At 68.8% G+C, this 20,321-nt stretch carries 15 protein-coding genes; 3 read left to right on the forward strand and 12 right to left on the reverse strand.

Features of this window, described 5'->3' with window-relative positions; all coding sequences use genetic code 11:
- The first annotated feature begins 37 nt into the window (after nt 1–37).
- Nucleotides 38–997 (forward strand): Bax inhibitor-1/YccA family protein, encoded by a 960-nt coding sequence (locus AB4078_RS14565; protein WP_440733913.1) that lies wholly within the window; start codon nt 38–40, stop codon nt 995–997.
- A 54-nt stretch (nt 998–1,051) separates the two neighbouring features.
- Here AB4078_RS14565 and AB4078_RS14570 read toward each other — a convergent pair whose 3' ends face one another.
- Nucleotides 1,052–2,326 (reverse strand): RNA polymerase sigma factor, encoded by a 1,275-nt coding sequence (locus AB4078_RS14570; RefSeq protein ID WP_441977721.1) that lies wholly within the window; start codon nt 2,324–2,326, stop codon nt 1,052–1,054.
- A gap of 5 nt (nt 2,327–2,331) precedes the next feature.
- The gene (locus tag AB4078_RS14575; protein ID WP_441977722.1) at nt 2,332–2,757 is read right to left on the reverse strand and encodes a YciI family protein; all 426 of its coding nucleotides are present in this window, start codon (nt 2,755–2,757) and stop codon (nt 2,332–2,334) included.
- 117 nt (nt 2,758–2,874) lie between these two features.
- Here AB4078_RS14575 and AB4078_RS14580 point away from each other — a divergent pair, with 117 nt between their 5' ends.
- Nucleotides 2,875–3,549: a DNA alkylation repair protein gene (locus tag AB4078_RS14580; RefSeq protein WP_441977723.1), complete on the forward strand. Its 675-nt coding sequence runs from the start codon at nt 2,875–2,877 to the stop codon at nt 3,547–3,549.
- 198 nt (nt 3,550–3,747) lie between these two features.
- Here AB4078_RS14580 and guaA read toward each other — a convergent pair whose 3' ends face one another.
- From guaA to AB4078_RS14610, 6 genes are all read right to left on the reverse strand, one after another.
- The gene (gene guaA, locus AB4078_RS14585; RefSeq protein WP_441977768.1) at nt 3,748–5,325 is read right to left on the reverse strand and encodes a glutamine-hydrolyzing GMP synthase; all 1,578 of its coding nucleotides are present in this window, start codon (nt 5,323–5,325) and stop codon (nt 3,748–3,750) included.
- Between the two features lie 5 nt (nt 5,326–5,330).
- Nucleotides 5,331–5,819: a DUF3817 domain-containing protein gene (locus AB4078_RS14590; protein WP_441977724.1), complete on the reverse strand. Its 489-nt coding sequence runs from the start codon at nt 5,817–5,819 to the stop codon at nt 5,331–5,333.
- Nucleotides 5,820–5,926: 107 nt separating this feature from the next.
- Nucleotides 5,927–7,141, reverse strand: a complete 1,215-nt coding sequence (locus AB4078_RS14595; protein ID WP_441977725.1) for a glycoside hydrolase family 1 protein — start codon at nt 7,139–7,141, stop codon at nt 5,927–5,929.
- Between the two features lie 40 nt (nt 7,142–7,181).
- The gene (locus AB4078_RS14600) at nt 7,182–8,033 is read right to left on the reverse strand and encodes a carbohydrate ABC transporter permease (RefSeq protein ID WP_441977726.1); all 852 of its coding nucleotides are present in this window, start codon (nt 8,031–8,033) and stop codon (nt 7,182–7,184) included.
- A 2-nt stretch (nt 8,034–8,035) separates the two neighbouring features.
- Nucleotides 8,036–8,956, reverse strand: coding sequence for a carbohydrate ABC transporter permease (locus tag AB4078_RS14605; RefSeq protein WP_440733920.1), 921 nt, complete (start codon nt 8,954–8,956; stop codon nt 8,036–8,038).
- Nucleotides 8,953–10,239 carry an extracellular solute-binding protein gene (locus AB4078_RS14610; RefSeq protein WP_441977727.1) on the reverse strand — a complete coding sequence of 429 codons (1,287 nt, stop codon included), beginning with the start codon at nt 10,237–10,239 and terminating at the stop codon, nt 8,953–8,955. The genes AB4078_RS14605 and AB4078_RS14610 overlap by 4 nt, the downstream gene beginning before the upstream one ends.
- A gap of 153 nt (nt 10,240–10,392) precedes the next feature.
- On the opposite strand from AB4078_RS14610, the gene AB4078_RS14615 reads away from it, so the two are divergent.
- Nucleotides 10,393–11,388, forward strand: coding sequence for a LacI family DNA-binding transcriptional regulator (locus tag AB4078_RS14615; protein WP_440733922.1), 996 nt, complete (start codon nt 10,393–10,395; stop codon nt 11,386–11,388).
- Nucleotides 11,389–11,494: 106 nt separating this feature from the next.
- Here the strand turns inward: AB4078_RS14615 and AB4078_RS14620 are convergent, their stop codons facing one another.
- The 4 genes from AB4078_RS14620 to AB4078_RS14635 all read right to left on the reverse strand — a co-directional run bounded on the left by AB4078_RS14620 (nt 11,495) and on the right by AB4078_RS14635 (nt 20,265).
- A complete protein-coding gene (locus tag AB4078_RS14620; RefSeq protein WP_441977728.1) occupies nt 11,495–16,198 on the reverse strand; it encodes an ExeM/NucH family extracellular endonuclease in 4,704 nt (1,567 codons plus the stop codon).
- Nucleotides 16,199–16,565: 367 nt separating this feature from the next.
- Nucleotides 16,566–17,333 carry an SURF1 family protein gene (locus AB4078_RS14625; protein WP_441977769.1) on the reverse strand — a complete coding sequence of 256 codons (768 nt, stop codon included), beginning with the start codon at nt 17,331–17,333 and terminating at the stop codon, nt 16,566–16,568.
- Nucleotides 17,334–17,421: 88 nt separating this feature from the next.
- Nucleotides 17,422–18,543, reverse strand: coding sequence for a GuaB3 family IMP dehydrogenase-related protein (locus AB4078_RS14630; RefSeq protein WP_440733924.1), 1,122 nt, complete (start codon nt 18,541–18,543; stop codon nt 17,422–17,424).
- Between the two features lie 33 nt (nt 18,544–18,576).
- Entirely contained in the window at nt 18,577–20,265 is a 1,689-nt protein-coding gene (locus AB4078_RS14635) for an ABC-F family ATP-binding cassette domain-containing protein (protein WP_441977729.1), read from the reverse strand.
- Nucleotides 20,266–20,321 lie beyond the last annotated feature (56 nt).

Below are 20,321 nucleotides of genomic sequence, written 5' to 3' on the forward strand. Positions count from 1 at the left end.
GGAAGATGACCACCACTTCTGAGGAGTGAGGCCGACCATGAGCAACTTCGTGTTCAACAACCCGGCGTTCAAGGAGAAGGATCCGCGCTCTGTCGCGACCTATCCGGGAGGCCCCCAGGCAGGTGCCCAGAACGGGCAGTACGCCCCGCCGCCGCCCGCCGGCCAGTTCGCCGCGGCCCAGCAGGCCGCCGTCAACGCGAACCTGGAGGGGATGTACACGGCTCCGTCCGCGGGCGCGATCGAGACCGATCGGATGACCGTCGAGGACACCGTGTGGAAGACCGCGGGCCTGTTCGGCATCCTGCTCGTCTTCGCAGTGATCGGCTGGTTCTTCACCCTCGGCGGCGCCGCGGTGCCCGACACCACCGACCCGTACGTGCGCGCCGCCGCGATGAGCAAGATCGCCCTGTGGCCGTGGCTCGTCGGCGCGCTCGGCGGCTTCGTGCTCGCGATGGTCGTCAGCTTCACCTCGCGCAAGAAGGTGCGCCCCGCACTGATCTTCGCGTACGCGGCGTTCGAGGGCCTGTTCGTCGGCGGCATCTCCGCGTTCTTCGAGGTGATGTGGCCCGGCATCGTGCTGCAGGCCAGCCTCGCCACCATCGCCGTCGTCGCCGTCACCCTGGCCCTGTTCGCCAGCGGCAAGGTGCGCGCCTCGGCGAAGATGACCAAGATCGTGATGATCGCGATGCTCGGCTACCTGGTCTTCTCGCTGCTCAACGTCGGGCTCATGCTCTTCAACGTGCTGCCGCAGGACATGATGTTCGGCCTCTACAGCGCCAAGATCGCCGGCATTCCGCTCGGCCTCATCATCGGCGTGCTCGTCGTGTTCCTCGCCGCGTACTCGCTGGTGATGGACTTCGACCAGATCCAGCAGGGTGTGCGCAACGGCGCCCCGCGCGTCTACGGCTGGCTCGGCGGCTTCGGCATCATGGTCACCGTCGTCTGGCTGTACGTCGAGATCCTGCGCATGATCGCGATCGCCCGCGGCAACAACTGACGCGGACCGGATCCGCACGAAGGCCGCTCTCCTCGGAGGGCGGCCTTCGTCGTTTCAGCCGCGCGCCTTCTGCTCGAGCAGCGCGCGCTCCCGGTCGTTGCCCGCGAGCGCGGCGGCCACCGCGAACTCCGACCGTGCCTCGTCCGCGCGCCCGAGCCGCAGCAGCAGTTCGCCGCGGGTGGCGGGCAGCAGATGGTAGCCGCGCAGTGCGCCGCCTTCGGCGAGGGCGTCGATGATGCGCAGCGCCGAGGCGGGGCCCGTGGCCATCGCGACGGCGGCGGCCCGGTTGAGCTCCACGACCGGCGACGGCGCGATCCGTCCGAGCGCCTCGTACAGCAGCACGATAGTGGGCCAGTCGGTCGCCTCGACCGATGGAGCCACCGCATGGCATTCCGCGATGGCGGCCTGCAGCGCGTAGGCGCCCCGGCCCCGGCCGAACGCGTCCGCGCGGGCCAGCGCCGCGCGTCCACGCGCGATCCTGCCGCGATCCCACAGGCGACGATCCTGATCCGCGAGAAGGACCGGATCCCCCTGCGCGTCGACCCGGGCCGGGAACCGGGCCGCGGTGAGCTCCATGAGCGCGAGCAGCGCGTGCACGTCGGGCTCGGCCGGCAGCAGGGCGGTGAGCACCCGCGCGAGCCGGATCGCCTCGCGCCCCAGGTCGGGACGCAGCAGGTCCTCCCCCGCCGTCGCCGCGTGCGCCTCGTTGAACACGAGATACAGGACGCCCAGCACGGCGCTGAGCCGCTCCGGCAACTCCTGCCGCGGAGGCACCTCGAACGGAGCCTTCGCGGCGGCGAGGGTCTTCTTGGCGCGCACGATCCGCTGCTGCACTGTGGCGGTCGGCACGAGGAACGCCCGTGCGATCTGCTCGGTGGTGAGGCCGCCGACAACCCGCAGCGTGAGCGCCACGCGTGCTTCGCGCGACAGCACAGGATGGCAGGCGATGAAGACCAGGCGCAGCACGTCGTCGTCGATCGCGTCCGGATCCCACGGTGGTGCGTCGAGCGCGGCATCCTGCTCGCGTTCCAGATCGTGCGCGATGACGGCGAGGCGGTCATCGTAGCGCTCGCGGCGCCGCCAGCCGTCGATCGCGCGGCGCTTGGCGACCGCGGTCAGCCAGGCGGCGGGGTTCGCGGGCACACCGTCACGGGGCCACTGCGCGAGCGCCTCCAGAAGCGCGTCCTGGGCGAGGTCCTCGGCGAGGCCGAAGTCGCCGGTGAACCGGGTCAAGGTCGCGACGATCCGCGCCGACTCGATGCGCCATACCGCGGCGACGGCGCGCTCCGTCGTGGAGCCCGCCGTCGCCGCGGAATCGGATGCTGACATCGGCCTCACTCGGCCGCGCGGGCGGCCGCCTCCTCGCGCCAGCCGGCCTCCTTCTGGATCCACTCGTTGTCGGCCGGGAAGTCCTCCATCTCGGTGACGCGGCGCACCTCGAGGGAGGCGCCCGGGGTGAGCGGAGCGCGCTTGGCCCATTCCGCAGCCTCCTCGCGGGTGGACACCTCGATGATCCAGAAGCCGTTGAACAGCTCCTTCGTCTCGCCGTAGGGGCCGTCCGTCACCAGCGGCGTCTCGCCCGAGAAGTCCACTACGAAGCCCTCGGCGGCGTCGGTGAGGCCCTCGCCGGCGAGCAGCACGCCCGCCTTGATCATCGACTCGTTGTACCGGCCCATCGCCGCGATGACCTCTTCGAACGGCATGTCCTGGTACGCCCGCACACCCTGGTCGTCTGCGCGCATGATCAGCATGAACTTCATGATCTCTGTCTCCTCATCGGGGGTCGTGTCTCGACCCTCTCATTCAGGACGTCGAACGAGAAGACGCCGGATCGACAGTCCGTCGAAGATTCTCCGAAAGATTTCTACACTGCAGATGTGACATCCCCTTCGCCGCTCGCCGACGCCATCCGGGAGGTTCTCCGCGACGCAGCGGATCCTGCCCTCGCCCCCGGTCAGCAGGCCTACATGAAGTCGGCGATGCCATTCCTCGGGGTGCGGGTGCCCGATGTCCGCCGCCTCAGCCGGGAGGCCGCGCGCGGGGTCACGGATGCGGACGAGCTGCGCGAAGCGGCGCTCGACCTGTGGCGCGGAGCCGAGCACCGCGAGGAGCGCTACGCGGCGCAGGCGCTGATCGCGCTGCGGCCGTTGCGCGGGCGGCTGGATCTGCTGGACGTGCACGAGGAGATGATCCGCACCGGCGCCTGGTGGGACCACGTCGACGAGGTCGCGCACCGCCTCGCCGACCTGTTGGACACGCATCCGGCCGAACTGGCCGTGGAACTGCGCGTGTGGGCGGATGACGAGGACTTCTGGATCCGCCGCGCCGCGATCATCGCGCAGCTGCAGCGCAAGGACCGCGTCGATCACGCCCTGCTCTCGGACGTGATCGAGGCCAACCTCGGCGCGGACGAGTTCTTCATCCGCAAGGCGATCGGTTGGGCGCTGCGCGATCACGCTCGGGCGGATTCGGACTGGGTCCGCACGTTCGTTGACGCGCACCCCGACCTCTCCCCGCTGAGCCGGCGCGAGGCGCTGAAGCACCTGGGCTGACCTGCCGAGGCTGCAACTACTTCGCTCGCTGGTCGCAAACGGCGACACTGGCGCGCTCAAACCCGCAATATGCGACCAGTGAACGGAACAAGGGCAGCGATCAGGAGCAGAAAGACCGGCGAGCGGAGGTGCGAAGACGCCGAGACGCGGAGAGGGCACGGACCGAAGACCGCACCCTCTCGACGTTTCAACGGGAGTTCACTCCCACTCGATGGTCGCCGGCGGCTTCGAGGTCACGTCGAGCACGACGCGGTTGATCTCGCGCACCTCGTTCGTGATGCGGTTCGAGATCTTCGCGAGCACGTCGTACGGCAGGCGGGTCCAGTCGGCGGTCATCGCGTCCTCGCTGGAGACCGGGCGCAGCACCACCGGGTGGCCGTAGGTGCGGCCGTCGCCCTGCACGCCCACCGAGCGCACGTCGGCGAGCAGCACGACCGGGCACTGCCAGATGGTCTGGTCCAGGCCGGCGAGCGTGAGCTCCTCGCGGGCGATCGCGTCGGCTTCGCGCAGGATGTCCAGGCGCTCGCGGGTGACCTCGCCGATGATCCGGATCCCGAGGCCGGGGCCGGGGAACGGCTGGCGGCCGACGATCGCCTCGGGGATCCCGAGCTCGCGGCCGATCGCGCGCACCTCGTCCTTGAACAGGGTGCGCAGCGGCTCGATCAGGTCGAAGTCGAGGTCGTCGGGGAGGCCTCCGACGTTGTGGTGCGACTTGATGTTCGCAGTGCCCGCGCCGCCGCCGGACTCGACGACGTCGGGGTACAGCGTGCCCTGCACCAGGAACTTGACCTTCTCGCCCGACGCCTTCGCCTCTTCGACGAGGTCGCGCTGCACCTGCTCGAACGCGCGGATGAACTCGCGGCCGATGATCTTGCGCTTGGTCTCGGGATCCGTCACGCCGGCGAGGTGGCCGAGGAACGTGTCGGCCGCGTCGACGGTGATCAGGCGCACGCCGGTCGAGGCGACGTAGTCGCGCTCCACCTGCTCGCGCTCGCCCTGACGCAGCAGGCCGTGGTCGACGAAGACGGCGGTGAGCTGGTCGCCGATCGCCTTGTGCACGAGCGCGGTCGAGACGGCGGAGTCGACGCCGCCGGACATCGCGGAGATCACCCGGGCGTCGCCGACCTGGGCGCGGATGCGCTCGACCTGCTCAGCGATGACGTTGTCGCTGTTCCAGTCGGCGGGGAGCCCCGCGCCCTTGTGAAGGAAGTTCTCGATGATCTCCTGGCCGTGGTCGGAGTGCTTCACCTCGGGGTGCCACTGCACGCCGTAGAGCTTGCGCTCCTCGTCGGCGAACGCGGCGACCTTGGTGGATCCGGTCGAGGCGAGCACCTCGAAGCCCTCCGGCGCCTTGGCGACCTGGTCGCCGTGGCTCATCCACACGTTCTGCTCCGCGGGCTGGCCGCCCAGCAGGGTGGAGTCGTTGACCGGGATCATCGCGTCAGTCGCACCGTACTCGCGCAGGCCCGTGTTCGCGACCTCGCCGCCGAGCGTGCGCGCCATGTACTGGAAGCCGTAGCAGATGCCGAGGGTCGGGACGCCGAGTTCGAACACGGCGGGGTCGAGCTGGGGCGCGCCCTCCTCGTACACCGAAGACGGACCGCCGGAGAGGATCAGGGCGACCGGATTCTTGGCCGCGATCTCAGCGGCGGTCGCGGTGTGCGGCACGATCTCGCTGTAGACCCCGGCCTCGCGCACGCGGCGGGCGATCAGCTGCGCGTACTGCGCACCGAAGTCGACGACGAGGGCGGGACGCTGCTCGGTGTCGGGAGTGATGTCGGTCAACGGGCACCTTCCGTGGCGGGAGTGGTCGAGGAAGACTGGTCGGCGACGGCGGCTTCGCGGCGGACGAGGTACGCCTTCACCTCACGGGCGACGCGGGTCTCCATGATGAAGGAGAGGAACGGCACGACGCCGCCGAGAGCGAGCATGATGAAGCGCAGGAACGGCCAGCGCATCAGGCTCCACACGCGGAAGCATGCGAACAGGTACACGACGTAGAACCAGCCGTGCGCGACCAGGATCCCCATCGAGAGGTTCAGTCCGTTGCCGGTGGACTCCAGCCCTCCGTGCACGCCCTCGACGACCGGGGCGAACCAGAGGAAGCCGCCGGATCCGCCCGCGAAGAGCTCGAGATGGATGGGGGTGTACTTGAGGATCATCTCCGTGACCAGGAGCAGGAGCATGACGCCGGTGATCACGGAAGCGATCTGGTAGAACTTCAGCGCCCCGCGGATGGCCGGGAAGCTCGCGGCTTTCGGTTCGGGCATGCCTCCAGTCTAATCGCCGGATGTTCCTCCCGATTCCGGTCCAGGAGCGGTCGGGCCGGGATCGAGCGCCCGGAGGTGATGCCCGATCCCGGCGAACGACCGAGCGGTCAGGCCCGCGGAATGACGTTGCGCTGAGCGAGCCCGCCCAGCCAGGCCAGGCTCGGCTTCGGGGTGCGGGCGAACGTGTCGCGATCCACGGCGATCAGCCCGAAGGTCGGATGGAACGAGCCCCACTCGTAGTTGTCGAGAAGCGACCAGTGCAGGTAGCCCCGGACGTCGCACCCGTCGGCCATCGCCTCGGCCATCGCCGACAACGCGCCCGTCGTGTACTGGATGCGTCGGCGATCGTCGGCGGTGGCGATACCGTTCTCCGTGACCATCATCGGGACGCCGCCGGTCACGTCGCGGGTGTGCCTCAGCGCATGACCCAGCGCCTCGGGGTAGTACTCCCACCCGGTCAGCGTCCGCTCCGTGCCTTCGGGCCAGGGCTGCGGGCCGAACCCGTCCGCGTCATCGGTGGGCCCGATGATCGTGCGCAAGTAGGACTGCACGCCGATGAAGTCGTCTCCTCGGGCCTGCTCGAGGAAGAAGTCCTCCCGCCAGTACTGCCACTCGTCGCGCTGCGCCTCCCAGCCCGGTACCGCTTGGAACACCTGGTTCGCCACGGACCACCCCGATCGCACCCCGCCGAACTCACGCAGCACCTCGGTCGACGCGTGGTGCGCGGCCGCGATCGCGCGGGCGACGTACGGAGAGGGGCCAGGGAAGTTGACGCCGTTCTCGGTGTCGATACGAGCCTCGGTCTGATTGACCATCATGTTCGGCTCGTTGATCGTGATCACCCGGTCCACATCGTCGAGGACGCTCGTGCAGATCTCGGTGAACCTGCGGAACCTGTCGGTGCTGCGGTCCGAGTACCAGCCGCCGTCATGCTCCCACCAGCGCGGGAACGTGAAGTGATGCAGCGTCACGACGGGGTCGATGCCGCGATCTCGGCACGTGTCGATCATGCGTCGGTAGTGATCCAGCTGGGCACGCGACACGACCCCCTCCTCGGGTTCGATGCGTGCCCACTCCACCGAGAACCGGTAAGCATTGAGTCCGGCTTCCGCCAGCAGCCCGATGTCTTCGGGGAAGCGGTGGTAGGAATCGCAGGCGTCGCCCGACGGCTCCGGGACAGTGGTCCCCGGTGCATACTCGAGCTCCCAGTGCCCCGTGTTGACGTTGCCTCCCTCGACCTGATGCGCCGCCGTCGCGGCGCCCCACAGGAATCGGTCGGGCGCGGGGGTGAATGCAGTCATCGCGGGGGTGAATGCAGTCATACGGTGTGGATCCCTTCGGATGGATTTTGAGAAGGTGCGGTCATTTGATGCCGGTCATCGCGATGCCCTGGACGAAGTGCTTCTGCATCGCGATGAAGAGCACGAGCACCGGGATCACGATGAGGAACGATCCGGCCATCTGCAGTCCGAACTCCGTCCCATGTCCACCGGCATCCGACGAGAACAGCGCCAGTGATACCGGGAGGGTGTACATCGAATCGTCCTGGGAGATGATCAGCGGCCAGAGGAAGCTGTTCCACGACCCCATGAACGTGAAGATCGCGAGCGTCGCCAGCGGCGCCTTGCACAGCGGCAGGACGATCTGGAAGAACGTCCGGAACTCCCCTGCTCCGTCGATCCGGGCGGCATCCAGCAGGGAGTCGGGGATCTCGAGCATGAACTGCCGCATCAGGAAGACGCCGAACGCTCCGACCATGCCGGGGAGGATCAGCCCCCAGTAGGTGTTCACCATGCCCAGGTTCGCGATCAGAACGAACTGCGGGATCAGGGTGACGATCCCGGGGACGAACATGGTGGACAGGACTACGACGATGATCACGTTCTTCCCGGGGAAGCTCATCTTCGCCAGCGCCCAGCCGACCATCGATGAGAACAGCAGGGTCGTCGCGACGGTGGCGCCGGCCAGGATCACCGAGTTGACGAACGGTCGGACGATGTCGAACTCGAAGAGCCATGCCGTGAAGTTGTCCAGCGTCGGATGCTCGGGCCACCACGTGACCGGTCGTGCCATGATCTCGGCGTTCGTCTTGAACGCTCCGAGCACCATCCACACGAACGGCAGGATCGTGGCGGCGAGGCCGATCGAGAGGACGATCATCACCAGGAGATTGCCCCAGCGGAGCGGGGGCCGATGCGTGCGCGTAACGGTCATGGTCAGGTCCTCTGCCGAAAGAAGCGGAACTGGACGATCGCCAGGATGCCGACGAGCACGAACAGGACGTACGCGCCTGCTGCCCCGACCGAATAGTTCCCGTATTTGAACTGGTTGTAGACCTGCAATGCGATCGAGGTCGTCGAGTCCAGCGGGCCGCCGTTCGTCATCACGAACGGCTCGTCGAAGAACTGCATGTACCCGGTGGTGATGAGGATCGTGTTGAGGAGGATCGTCGGCATCATCATCGGGATGGTCACCCGGAAGAACTTCTGCCTGGCGTCGGCCCCATCGATCGACGCCGCCTCGTTGATCTCCGACGGGATGCTCTGCAGCCCCGCAAGGAAGATGACCATCGATCCGCCGATGTTCCGCCAGATCGCCATCACCGTGATGGCGAGGAGCGCCGTGTGCGGATCGCTCAGCCAGTTCGGTCCGTTGATCCCGATCCAGCCGAGGATCGTGTTGATGACCCCGGTGTCCTGGTACATCAGGCGCCACACGATCGCGACGGCGACGATCGTGGTGATCACCGGCATGTAGTAGCCGACGCGGAAGAACGTCGCCACCCGGCGGCTCAGCGAGTTCAGCAGGACCGCGAGGACCAACGCGATGAACATCGTGGCGGGCACCCCGATCACGACGAACAACAGCGTGTTGCGCAGCGCGTGCAGGAACGACTCGTCGGTGAGGACCGTGACGAAGTTCGCGAACCCGACGAAATCGACGTTGAACGGGTTGCGGATGTCGCGCGCCCTGAGGTCGGTGAACGACATCGCCAACGAGCTCACGAGCGGGATCATGCCGAACACACCGAACGTCAGCACGAACGGCGCGACGAAGATCCACGCGATGAGCGCCGAGCGGCGGCGCTGCGCGGCCAGGGAAGAAGTCTTCCCCGGCCGCTTCGGCGTGCTGTTCACCACCCGAGCCCGATCCCGTCCGCCTTGGCCTGGATCTCCTTCGCGGCCTGCGCACTCGTGATCTGCCCGCTGGCGACCTGCTCCGAGTATTTGCCGAGGAGATCCGCGATCTGCGACCACGCCGGATAGTTCGGCATCGCGACGGTGTCCTTCATCTGCTGCATGAGCACCTTCGTCACGGGATTGTCCTGGATCGACGGGATCTCACCGGCGGCGATGTTCGCAGGGAGCTCCTTCTGCAGGCCGAACCATTCCTCCTGCTGCGTCTTCTTCCCCATCCACGACAGCAGCGACCATGCCGACGCCTTGTTCTTCGCCGAGGCGAAGACGCCGAGGTTGCCCCCGCCGATGTACTGGTTGTTGTTGCCGCCGGGACCGGTCGGGAACACGGTGTAGCCGACCGCGTCCATGGTGAAGTCGGCGGGCGCTGTGCTGGTCTTGATCGCCTGCGAGAAGACATCGAGCATCCACGGTCCCGAGATGAACATCGGCGTGCCGCCGTTCTCGAACGTGGCGTCGGTCGTCTCCAGAGGCGCCTCGTGACGCGCGAAGAAGCCGGCGTAGAAGTCCAGCGCCGAGATCAGCTCAGGCGTGTCGATGGTCCACTTCTTCCCGTCCGTCAGTTTTCCTCCGGCCTGCGAGTCGAACGGCACGATGACCTGCGCGGGCTGCTCGACCGGTCGCGGCAGGCTGATGCCGTAGGTCCCTCCGGGGCGGGCCTTGAAAGCAGCCGCCATCGTCTCGATGTCCGCCCAGGTCTTCGGCGCCGACAGGCCGAGCTGGGCCGCGATGTCCTTCCGATAGAACAGGAAGCGGGTCTCGACGTACCAGGGCATCGCGTAGGAACCGTCCTGGCCGGTCACCGAGTCCACCGCGGCCGGGTAGAAGTCCTTCGTGTCGTAGACGCCGTCCGGCACCCGCTCGAAGGCACCCATGCCGATCGCGGTGGCCGTTTGATCGCTGCCGGTCATGATGATGTCCGGGCCCTTCCCCGCAGCCGTCGCGGTCTGGACCTTCGTGATCACCTGATCCCAGGGCACATCCGTGACCTTCAGGGTGGCGTGCGGATTCGCCTTCAGCCACGGCTTCGCGAGAAGCTTGAGATTGTCGGCGTGGCCGCCGGCCGTCCAGACTTCGACGACGCCATCGGCCTTGCCCTCGGCGGCCGGTCCGGCGGACCCCTGCCCACCGGCCTCGCCGGCAGCCCCGCGCCCGCATCCCGAGAGGATCAGGACGGCGCCGAGCGCCATCGCCGTGATCGTGGTGGCTCGCAACCTTCGCATGCGCACTCCTTCGTGTTTCGACATGTCTTTACGAAATTTCGACTGCTGTTGTCGAAATATTAGGGCGCAAAGCTCGATCCGTCTACTGCCAGAATCGCTTTTCTTCTGCCGGAGCGTGCGATAGTGTTTTCGGAAAGTCCGATGAAGGGAACCATGGCAGTCCACCTCGACCTGATCGCTTCGGAGGCCGGAGTCTCCGTTCCCACCGTCTCGAAGGTCCTGAATTCGCGCCCCGACGTCGCCCTCGCCACGCGGGAGCGCGTCACCGCGGTGCTCGAAAGGCACGGCTATGCGATCCGCCCCCGAGCAACCACGGGTTTCCTGGATGTCCGCGTCGTCAGCCTCGATGGAGCATGGTCCGAGGCCGTCGTGCGCGGCGCGGTCGAGGCCGCACGAACGCACGGCAAGGACGTCGTGCTCGCCGTGGAACCGTCACCCGACGACTGCGATGACTGGGTGCGGCACGCGCTGGCCCGGGGCACCGACGGGTTGTTGAGCGTCGTCGCCGTGCCGAGCGATGACGCACGTCGCGCTCTTGCCGAGGCCGGCGTCCCCCTCGTCGTGGTGGATCCGCTGCACCGTGCCCCCGAGGGCACACTGTCGATCGCCGCCACGAATTTCCAAGGCGCTTTCGACGCCGCACAGCATCTGCTGGCCCTCGGCCACCGGCGCATCGCGACGATCACGGGATCGCTCGACCAGGACAACGCGATCGCGCGCCTTGCGGGCTTCCAGGCGGCGATGCTGCAGGCCGGGCTCCGCGTCGACGACGACCTCGTCGTTCGCGCGCATTACGGCATGGATCAAGGACTCGCCGCGACGAACACCCTGCTGGCGCTCGCCCAGCCGCCCACAGCGATCTTCGCCGCGAGCGACGACACCGCGATCGGGGCGATCCACGCCCTTCACGAGCAGGGGTTGCGCATCCCCGACGACATCTCGGTGATCGGCTTCGATGATCTGCCGCCTGCGGGCTGGACGGATCCGCCGCTGACCACCATCCGCCAGCCTCTAGCGCAGATGGGCGCTGCCGCCGTGGACGCACTCGTCCAGCTTCGACTCGGCCGAACCCCTGCAGCCCGCACGGAGCTGTCGACGACCCTGGTCGTACGATCCTCGACGGCCTCGCCTCGAACAGATCAGGCCTGACCGAGGGGCCGGCTCGCCCTACCGACCCGACAGGGCCGGCCCACGGCACGGACGACGGAGGCCGCCGGGCGAACCCGACGGCCTCCGTTGATCGCACCGTGGCGGATCAGCCGAAGAAGGACTTCAGCAGATCCCACACCCAGCCGAAGACCGTGCCGATCACCTCGAGCACGCCGCCGTGGCCGTTGCCGCGGCTGACCTGCACGGCTGCGGTGGCCTGGTTGCCGTCGGCCTGCACGACCGCGAGGGTGTATTTTCCGGGCTGCGTGCTCTTCGGCACGACGGGTGCCGCCGAGAACGCACCGTCCACACCGACCACCGCCGTACCCAGTGCGACGACCTCGCCCTTCTTGCCGCGCAGCTCCAGCGTCACGGTCTGACCCGGGGTGAACTTCGCCCCATGGATCGCCACCGGACCGCCGGCCTGCACCTTGCCGTTGCCGGCGACCTCGACGGTCCCCTGGAACGGCCCGGTCTGACCTGCCACCGTGATCGGCAGGTCGACAGCGGTGCCCGTGCCGGCGACCGCGACGTGCAGCGTCTGCGCGCCGTTGAGGCCCGCGGGGATCGCGAACGTCAGCGTGGCCTTGCCCGCCTCGTCGTACGCGTCGAGCGTCATGGCCCCATCGACCGCGGACGTCGCGAGCGGCGAACCGCCGAGCGAGACCGTGACACCGCCCGGAGCCTGCTCCCCCGCGGTGAACGCGAGCGAGGTGAGGTTCAGGGTGACGCTCTCTCCCGGCTTGTAGCCGGCCGCATCCGTCGGAGCGGACAGCACCGCACCGACCGCGCGCTGAGCGAGATCCGGGGTCGCGGTCTTGTTCGCGGCGAACCAGTCGACCATCGACTGCAGGTCCACCTTGCCGGTGTCCTTCTTGTCGGCGCCCTGCTGGAACGCCGTGAACGCGTCGCCGCCTGCCGCGAGGAAGGCGTTGGCCCCCACCGTGTAGGTCGCGGCCGCATCGATCGGTGCGCCGTTCACGAAGATGCCCGTGATGTGCGACCCCGCCGCAGCGGCCGGGTCGTACGTGTAGGTCAGCTCCTTGGAGACGCCGAGCTTGAGGAACGGACGCGCGGAACCCGCGGGCTGCCACTGCTGCTCGAGCACCTGCTTCACCTGGGCGCCGGTGAGCTTCACCGTCATCAGGGTGTTGGCGAACGGCTGCACCGTCGCCGCCTCCCGGTAACTGACGCTGCCGTCCGCATCCCCCGCGCCGTTGGACGCGTAGGTGAGGTTGGCGCGCAGACCACCCGGGTTCATCACCGCGAAGTCGGCTCCGGTGGACCACTTCTGCACGTCGGCGACGAAGTTGCCCAGGGTGGACTCGCCACCGCGGTTCTCCGTCTTGCCGTCGCTCTGCCGTGCGCGGTTGAAGTCGGCGGTGATGTCGCCGAGCTTCACAGCACCCAGCTCGTCGGCCTTCTTCTTCGCCGCGTCGACGATCGCCTGCACCGCGGGGTCGGCCGGGTACTGCGGCACCTTGTTGACGGTGAGCGGCTTGATCTCGTTGGTGATCGAGAGCAGCTTCTTCGTGGCGGGGTCGACCTTGAGGTCCATCAGGCCCATGTTCTCGCCGTACTGGCCGGCGGAGACCACCGGGCGTCCGTCGATCACGTGGTTGTACGCGAGGTGCGTGTGCGCCGAGACGATCGCGTTCACGCTCTTGTCGACGCCGTTCACGATCTCGCCCAGACGCGACTCGGGCGTGATGCTGGCCACATCGGTGGTGGTCGCGCCCTCGTGCACGAGCAGGATGATCACATCGGCCTCGCCGTTGGACTCATCGCCGTCCTTCAGCGTGGCAGCCACCTGGTTCACGGAGGTGGCGATGTCGCGCACCTCGAGGCCCTTCATGCCGTCCGGCGAGACGAGGGTCGGCAGATCCTCGGTCACCGCGCCGATGAAGCCCACCTTGATGCCCTGCACGTCCTTCACCCACGCCGGGGTGAGGGCCGGCTTGCCGTCGGCGGTGAGGAACACGTTCGAGCTGAGGTACGTCCAGTCCGCACGCGGGATGACCCGGTCGCGGAGGTCGGCGTAGCCCTGGTCGAACTCGTGGTTGCCGGCCGCGCTCACGTCGAGACCGGCGGCGTTCAGCGCGTCGATCGTGGGGTTGTCCTGCTGGATGAACGACGTGAACGTGGAGGCGCCGATGAGGTCACCGGCAGCCGCGAAGATCGTGTTCGGGTTCTGCTTGCGGAACTGCTCGACCGCGCCCGCCACGACCGCGGCGCCGGCGGCGGCGCCGTCGGCCTCGATGCGTCCGTGGAAGTCGTTGATCGTCGCGATGTTGATGTCGACCGGATCCGCTGCGCCCTTGAGCCCGACGACGATCGGGTCGTGGTCGCTGGAGCGGTACGGCGTGCCCGCCTCGGTGGCGGCGAACGCGTAGCCGCGGTCGCTCCACTCCGGCGAGTTGATGTTCCACACGCCGGCGCCGGTGATGGCCTTCGCTGCGGACGGCGACGCGATCACGTGGTCGAGGGATCCGAGCTCACCGTCGAAGGAGTAGGTGTACTGCCCCGCCGCGTGCGTCGGCTCGACGTCGGTCCACCCGGCCTGGGTGAACACGTCGATCGGATCCTCCTTGCCGTAGGCGTTGAAGTCTCCGACCAGGAACACGTCGCCGCTGCCCGAGTCGTTCTGCACCTTCTGCGCGAAGGCCAGTTCGGCCTTGGCCTGCGCGACGCGGTCGGCGTTGAAGAAGCCCTGGCCGTCGGCCGGCTCCGGTCCCGCATTCTGCGGCGGGGACTTCGACTTCAGGTGCGTCGTGACGACCGAGAGCACGCGACCCTGGGCGGTCTGGAACGTCTGCGCGATCGGCTCGCGCGCGTTGCCGAACACGGTCTCATCGACGATGGTCGAGGCATCGCCCTTGAGCGTGACGGACGCCTTCTTGTAGATGATCGCGGTGGTGATCGCGTCGGTGATGGACGCGTCGTTCAGCGCCTGCGGCGTGCGGACGTAGTCCCACACATTGGATCCGGCCGCGTCGTTGAGCCCCTGCACGAGGTTCTGCAGCGGCGCGTCCAGCGGCAGACCGAACTTCGGCCCGTTCTCGACCTCCATGAGACCGACGACATCGGCGCCCAGGCCGTTGATCGCCGAGACGATCTTCGAACGCTGGATCTGGAACTGCGCCGCCGTCTTCGCACCACGCGCGTCGGCGTTCTCGCTGGAGAGCGTCGTGAAGAAGTTGTAGACGTTGAACGACGCCACCTTCACGTCGCCGCCGGTCGCCGGCGGGGCGTCCGTGCGCGGGTTCTCGTTGCCGAACGTCGGCTTGTGCGAGGCGTCGCTCGTACCCGAGATCGGCACCACCGGCTGCAGCCGCCAGTCGTCGAAGCCGTACTGCAGGACCTCGCCCTCGGCGGGGAAGCTCACGGTGTCGCCGTTGCGGACGACCGTGTCCTTGGTGAAGTACGGCTGACCGCCGGTGTGTCCGCCCTTGCCGATCTGCGACGACCAGCCGTCGTCGAGCAGGATCCGGTTCGCGCGGTTGGCGGCGGTGATCGCGTCGGCCTCGGCGCCGGGGCGGGCGAGCTCGGTCGCCTTGACGTTGAGCTTGTCACCGGCGTTGAGCCACAGCGTGCCGTAGTTGTACAGCTGGTGGCTGGACGCGAGCTTGTACGTACCGGTGGGCGCGACGAGCATGTTCTCGTACGCCTCACGGTCGGCGCCGCGCACGCTGTCGGGCAGCGCGACCGGCTGCGGCAGGCCCGCGCCGGCCGTCACCACGGAGATGTCGCCCACCGTGGCCGGGGTGATCTGCGTCTGGCCGAAGTACTCCGACACCTTGCCCGTCACCGAGACGAGGTCGCCGCGCGCCACGGACGGGGCGAGCGCGTTCAGGTAGACGAAGATGCCGTCCGAGGCGCCTGCCGTCTTGACGTCGCCACCGGTGCCGGCGGTCTGGATCGTGACGCCCTTGTAGCCGCCGGTGCGGTAGTCGCCGGTGACGACGCCCTGCACGGTGACGGTCTGGTCGACGAACGGCGAGGTGTCGCCGGTGCCCTGCACCTCGGCGATGGCCTTCGCCGCACCGGGAGCGGGGGTGTCCGTCGGGGTCGGGGTCGGCGTCGGCTCGGGGTCGGGACCCGGGTCGGTGCCGTTGTTCTTCGTGTTCGTCGGCGTGATGCTCGCCGAGAGGGTGAAGTCGGTGCCGTTGGCATCGCTGTCGGCGCCGTTCGTGCGGTTCAGCGACTTCACGTCGGTGTTGCCGGCCGGAGCCGAGGCCGGGGCGCTCTCGAACGTGTTGGACGTGCCGTAGCCGAGCAGATCGATCACGTCGGGGCTGACGGTGCCGCCGGCGACGGATCCGGTCGGCAGGGTGATCGCGGACGCGCCCTTGACCAGCGCGAGCGTGCCGGAGCTGCCGCTGGGGTTCAGGCCGCCGGTCGCGTCAGCCGCGGGCAGCGCGGCGCCATTGGTGCCGTTACTGCCGCCCTGCACCAGGTAGTACCCGTGCGCCGGGATGGATCCGACGAGTGGCACGACGCCGCTCGAGGCGCCGGTTCCGGTCGCCGAGCGGTACTGGATCGAGGTGCCGTCGAGCGCGATCGCCGCGTCGGTGGGGTTGTAGAGCTCCACGAACTTGTTCGTGAACGCCGCGCCGGCGCTGCCGCCGGAGAGATACGCCTCGTTGATCACCACCCCGGTTCCGGAGGTGTCGGCGAAGGCCGGGAGCGCCACGAGGGCGCCGGCGCCGACGGCGCTGATGGTGGTGGCGGCGAGCGCGCACAGGCGCACCCGCCTTCTGCGATTCACGGCGGGAACCACGCGGTTCTCGTCGGCAGGGACGTTCGTCAAGGTGCTGTCTCCTCGCGGGGTGGGGCGCCGGCCGCCTCGTGGGACCGCCGACGGCGCCGCCTGGGGACGGCGCATACGACCCGACCCTAAGCGAGGCTATGCGTGGGCTTCAAGGACCTTAGGGGCGCGCTGAGAGGAGTTCACTGTCAGGACAACGGATCTTCATCGGATGGCGCGCGAAGGTGCAGGGCAGACGCGCTCCTTGCTCGTACGAGCGGGAGGTTCGCGGTCGTCTCTTTCGGAGATGTACGCCATCCTCGGACCGGATCCGGGAATCCCTCCGAGCGAAGCGCACATCTCCGACGCGAGGGTCAGGCCGCGGCCCACGGTGGCGCGCCGGGACTCAACTCGCAGCAGAGTGCGGGACTCAGCCGCCGGCGGTGCCGTGCCGCTCGTCGAAGTCCTCGACCTCGCGCTCCCAGGCATCCTTCGCCAGGCGGTACCAGAGGTAGAACGCGAAACCGGCGAAGATCGCCCACTCGACGGCGTAGAAGATGTTCAGCCAGTTGACCGAGGAGTGCTCCTCCGGCGCCGGCGAGGAGATCGTGTCGAGTCCGCCGAGCGGGGTGGCGGAAGCGAGGTACGGCCGGTAGACGTTCAGCTCGGCGGTGTCGTGCCAGAAGCCGAGCAGCGCCGCCGGTGACATCCGGTCCATGCGGGTCGGCTGGTCCTTCGGCGGGGCGACGGGTCCCTCATCGGAGATGAGGCGACCGGTCACGGTGACGACGGATCCGTCGGCCGTCTGCTCCAGGCGCTGGACGGCAGCCTTGGCAGCCTTCTCATCGGGAGCCCAGCCGATCGCGACCGCGAGCGAGGTGGGCTCCGTTGCGCCGGTTATGCGCAGCTGCCCGGTCACCCAGTAGCCCTCGGCGCCGTCGTTGAAACGCGAGGCCACGACGAGGAAGTCATCGGGGACCCAGGATCCGCTGGTCTCGACGCGCTGACCCACCAGAGGTGCGTCCAGGTAGGCGCCGGGCTTCACGACCTGGTCGATCGGCAGCACCTTCTCGGTGGCCCCCGGCGGCGGCGGGTTCGTGTCGATGGCGCGGCCGAGCTGCCACTGGCCGAGCCAGGCGAACACGCCGGCCACCACGAGGCACAGCAGCAGCATGCCGATCCAGCGGCCGCGCAGCATGACCTCGCGCAGGGTCGGCGGGAACTCCGGGGTCGGAACGGCGGAGTGCTGCGGAGACGACACGGGACGGTTCAAGAACGGCGGACGTTCAGGACTCGTACGGGGAGAGCACGACCTCGACGCGCTGGAACTCCTTGAGATCGGAGTAGCCCGTGGTCGCCATCGACTTGCGCAGCGCGCCGATGAGATTGGCGGTGCCGTCGGCCACAGGGGCCGGGCCGTACAGGATCTCCTCGAGCGTCGCGACGCCGCCGACCGCCACACGGCGACCGCGCGGCAGCTTCGGGTGGTGCGCCTCGGGACCCCAGTGGAAGCCCTGGCCGGGAGCGTCGGTGGCTCGCGCGAGCGCGACGCCGAGCATGACCGCGTCGGCGCCCGTCGCGAGGGCCTTGACGATGTCACCCGAGGTTCCCACGCCGCCGTCGGCGATCACGTGCACGTAGCGGCCGCCCGACTCGTCGAGGTAGTCGCGGCGCGCGGCGGCGACGTCGGAGACGGCGGTGGCCATCGGCGCGTGGATGCCGAGCGTGGCGCGGGTGGTGGACGCCGCTCCCCCGCCGAAGCCGACCAGCACGCCCGCCGCGCCGGTGCGCATGAGGTGCAGGGCCGCGGTGTAGGTGGCGGCACCGCCCACGATCACGGGCACGTCGAGGTCGTAGATGAACTTCTTCAGGTTCAGCGGCTCGGCGACGCTCGAGACATGCTCGGCCGAGACGGTCGTGCCGCGGATGACGAACAGGTCGACGCCCGCCTCGACCACGGTCTGGTACAGCTCCTGGGTGCGCTGCGGCGTGAGGGATCCGGCGACCGTGACGCCGGCCTCGCGGATCTCGGCCAGACGCGCCTTGATCAACTCGGGCTTGATCGGCTCGGCGTACAGCTCCTGCATGCGCGACGTGGCGGTGGTCTCGTCGAGACCGGCGATCTCGGTGAGCAGCGGCTGCGGATCCTCGTACCGGGTCCACAGCCCCTCCAGGTCGAGCACGCCCAGACCGCCGAGCTGGCCCAGCATGATCGCCGTGCGGGGGCTGATCACCGAGTCCATCGGGGCGCCGAGCACCGGGATCTCGAACGGGAACGCATCGATCGTCCACGCCGTGGAGACGTCCTCCGGGTTACGGGTGCGCCGCGAGGGCACCACCGCGATGTCGTCGAACGTGTATGCGCGACGCGCGCGCTTGCCTCGGCCGAGCTCGATCTCCTGAGTCACGACCCCAGCCTACCCGGGTTGCCTCTGCCGCCCTCAGCGGGTGCGCGCGACCCGGCGCTCGTCCCATACCGGAGCGTCCGACTCGTAGACGCCGCCGTCCTCGCCGAACACGAGGAAGCGGTCGAACGAGCGCGCGAACCAGCGGTCATGGGTGACCGCGACGACCGTGCCCTCGAACCTCGCGATCGCCTTTTCGAGCGCCTCGGCCGACTCGAGATCGAGGTTGTCCGTGGGCTCATCGAGCAGGAGCAGGGTCGCGCCGGACAGCTCGAGCAGCAGCACCTGGAACCGGGCCTGCTGCCCGCCGGAGAGCTGCGAGAACTCCTGCTGCGCCTGGCGCACCAGTCCGTAGCGGTCCAGCGCCGAGCTGGCCGCATCCCGGGGCATCCCCGCCCTGCGGTCGTCTCCGCGGTGCAGGATCTCCAGAAGCGTGCGTCCGGCGAACTCGGGGTGCGCGTGGGTCTGCGCGAACAGGCCTGGCACGACGCGGGCGCCGAGCACTGCGGTGCCGGAGTGGGCGACCTCGTCGAGCCGCTCCCCCGCGCCGGTGAGATGTCCGAGCGTCGCATCGGGATCGCTGCCGCCGCGGGCCAGCAGCCGCAGGAAGTGAGATTTCCCGGATCCGTTCGAGCCCAGCACAGCCACACGGTCGCCGAACCAGAGCTCGGCATCGAAGGGCCGCATGAGACCGGTCAGTTCGAGGTCGGTGCACACGATCGCGCGCTTGCCCGTGCGCGCACCGCGCAGTCGCATGTCGAAGTCCTGCGCAGGCGGGCGCTCCTCGGGCGGACCCGCCTCCTCGAACTTGCGCAGTCTGGTCTGCGCGGCCTGATAGCGCGAGGCGAAGCCGTCGTTCGCGGACGCCTTGACTTTGAGGTTCGCGACGAGAGTCTTCAGCTTCTCGTGCTGCTCGTCCCAGCGCCGGCGCAGCTCATCGAGCCGGTCCAGCCGATCGATCCGCGCCTGATGGTAGGTGCCGAACCCTCCACCGTGCACCCACGCCGTGGCGCCCGCGCCGCCCGGCTCGAGCGTGACGATGCGATCGGCCGCCCTGGCGAGCAGCTCGCGGTCGTGCGATACGAGCAGCACCGTCTTCGGCGTCTCGCGCAGCCGCTCCTCGAGCCAGCGCTTGCCTGGCACGTCGAGGTAGTTGTCCGGCTCGTCGAGCAGCAGCACGTCATCCGGGCCGCGCAGCAGCGCCTCGAGCGCGAGCCGCTTCTGCTCGCCGCCGGAAAGCGTCGCGAGATCACGGAACCGCGCCCGCTCGAAAGGGACGCCGAGAGCGGCGACCGTGCACTGGTCCCAGACCGTCTCGTGCTCGTATCCGCCGGCGTCCGCGTATTCGGCGATCGCGGTCGCATACCGCATCTGTGTGGGCTCGGTGTCGTCCTCGATCAGGGCGTTCTCGGCGGACTCGAGCGCCTCGGCCGCCTCCCTGATCCGCGAGGGGGCGACCGCGATGAGCAGCTCGTGCACGGTCTGCCCCTCCTGGCCGTGGCCCACGAACTGGTCCATCACGCCGAGGGATCCGTCGATCGTCACGACCCCGGCGTCCGGAGCCTGGTCGCCGCGGATGATCCGCAGGATCGTGGACTTGCCGGCGCCGTTCGGCCCGATCAGGGCGCTCGTGGATCCGGCGCCGACGCGGAACGAGGCCTCATCGAGCAGGGGGCGGCCATCGGGCAGGGTGAGCGAGACGCCGGCGACATCGATGTATCCCACGGTGGTGGTCCTTTCGCCCGCGAGCTCTTGCGCGACAGCGAGCCGACCAGGCTATC

This window comes from Microbacterium sp. 2MCAF23, from assembly GCF_052115565.1.
GTDB lineage: Bacteria > Actinomycetota > Actinomycetes > Actinomycetales > Microbacteriaceae > Microbacterium.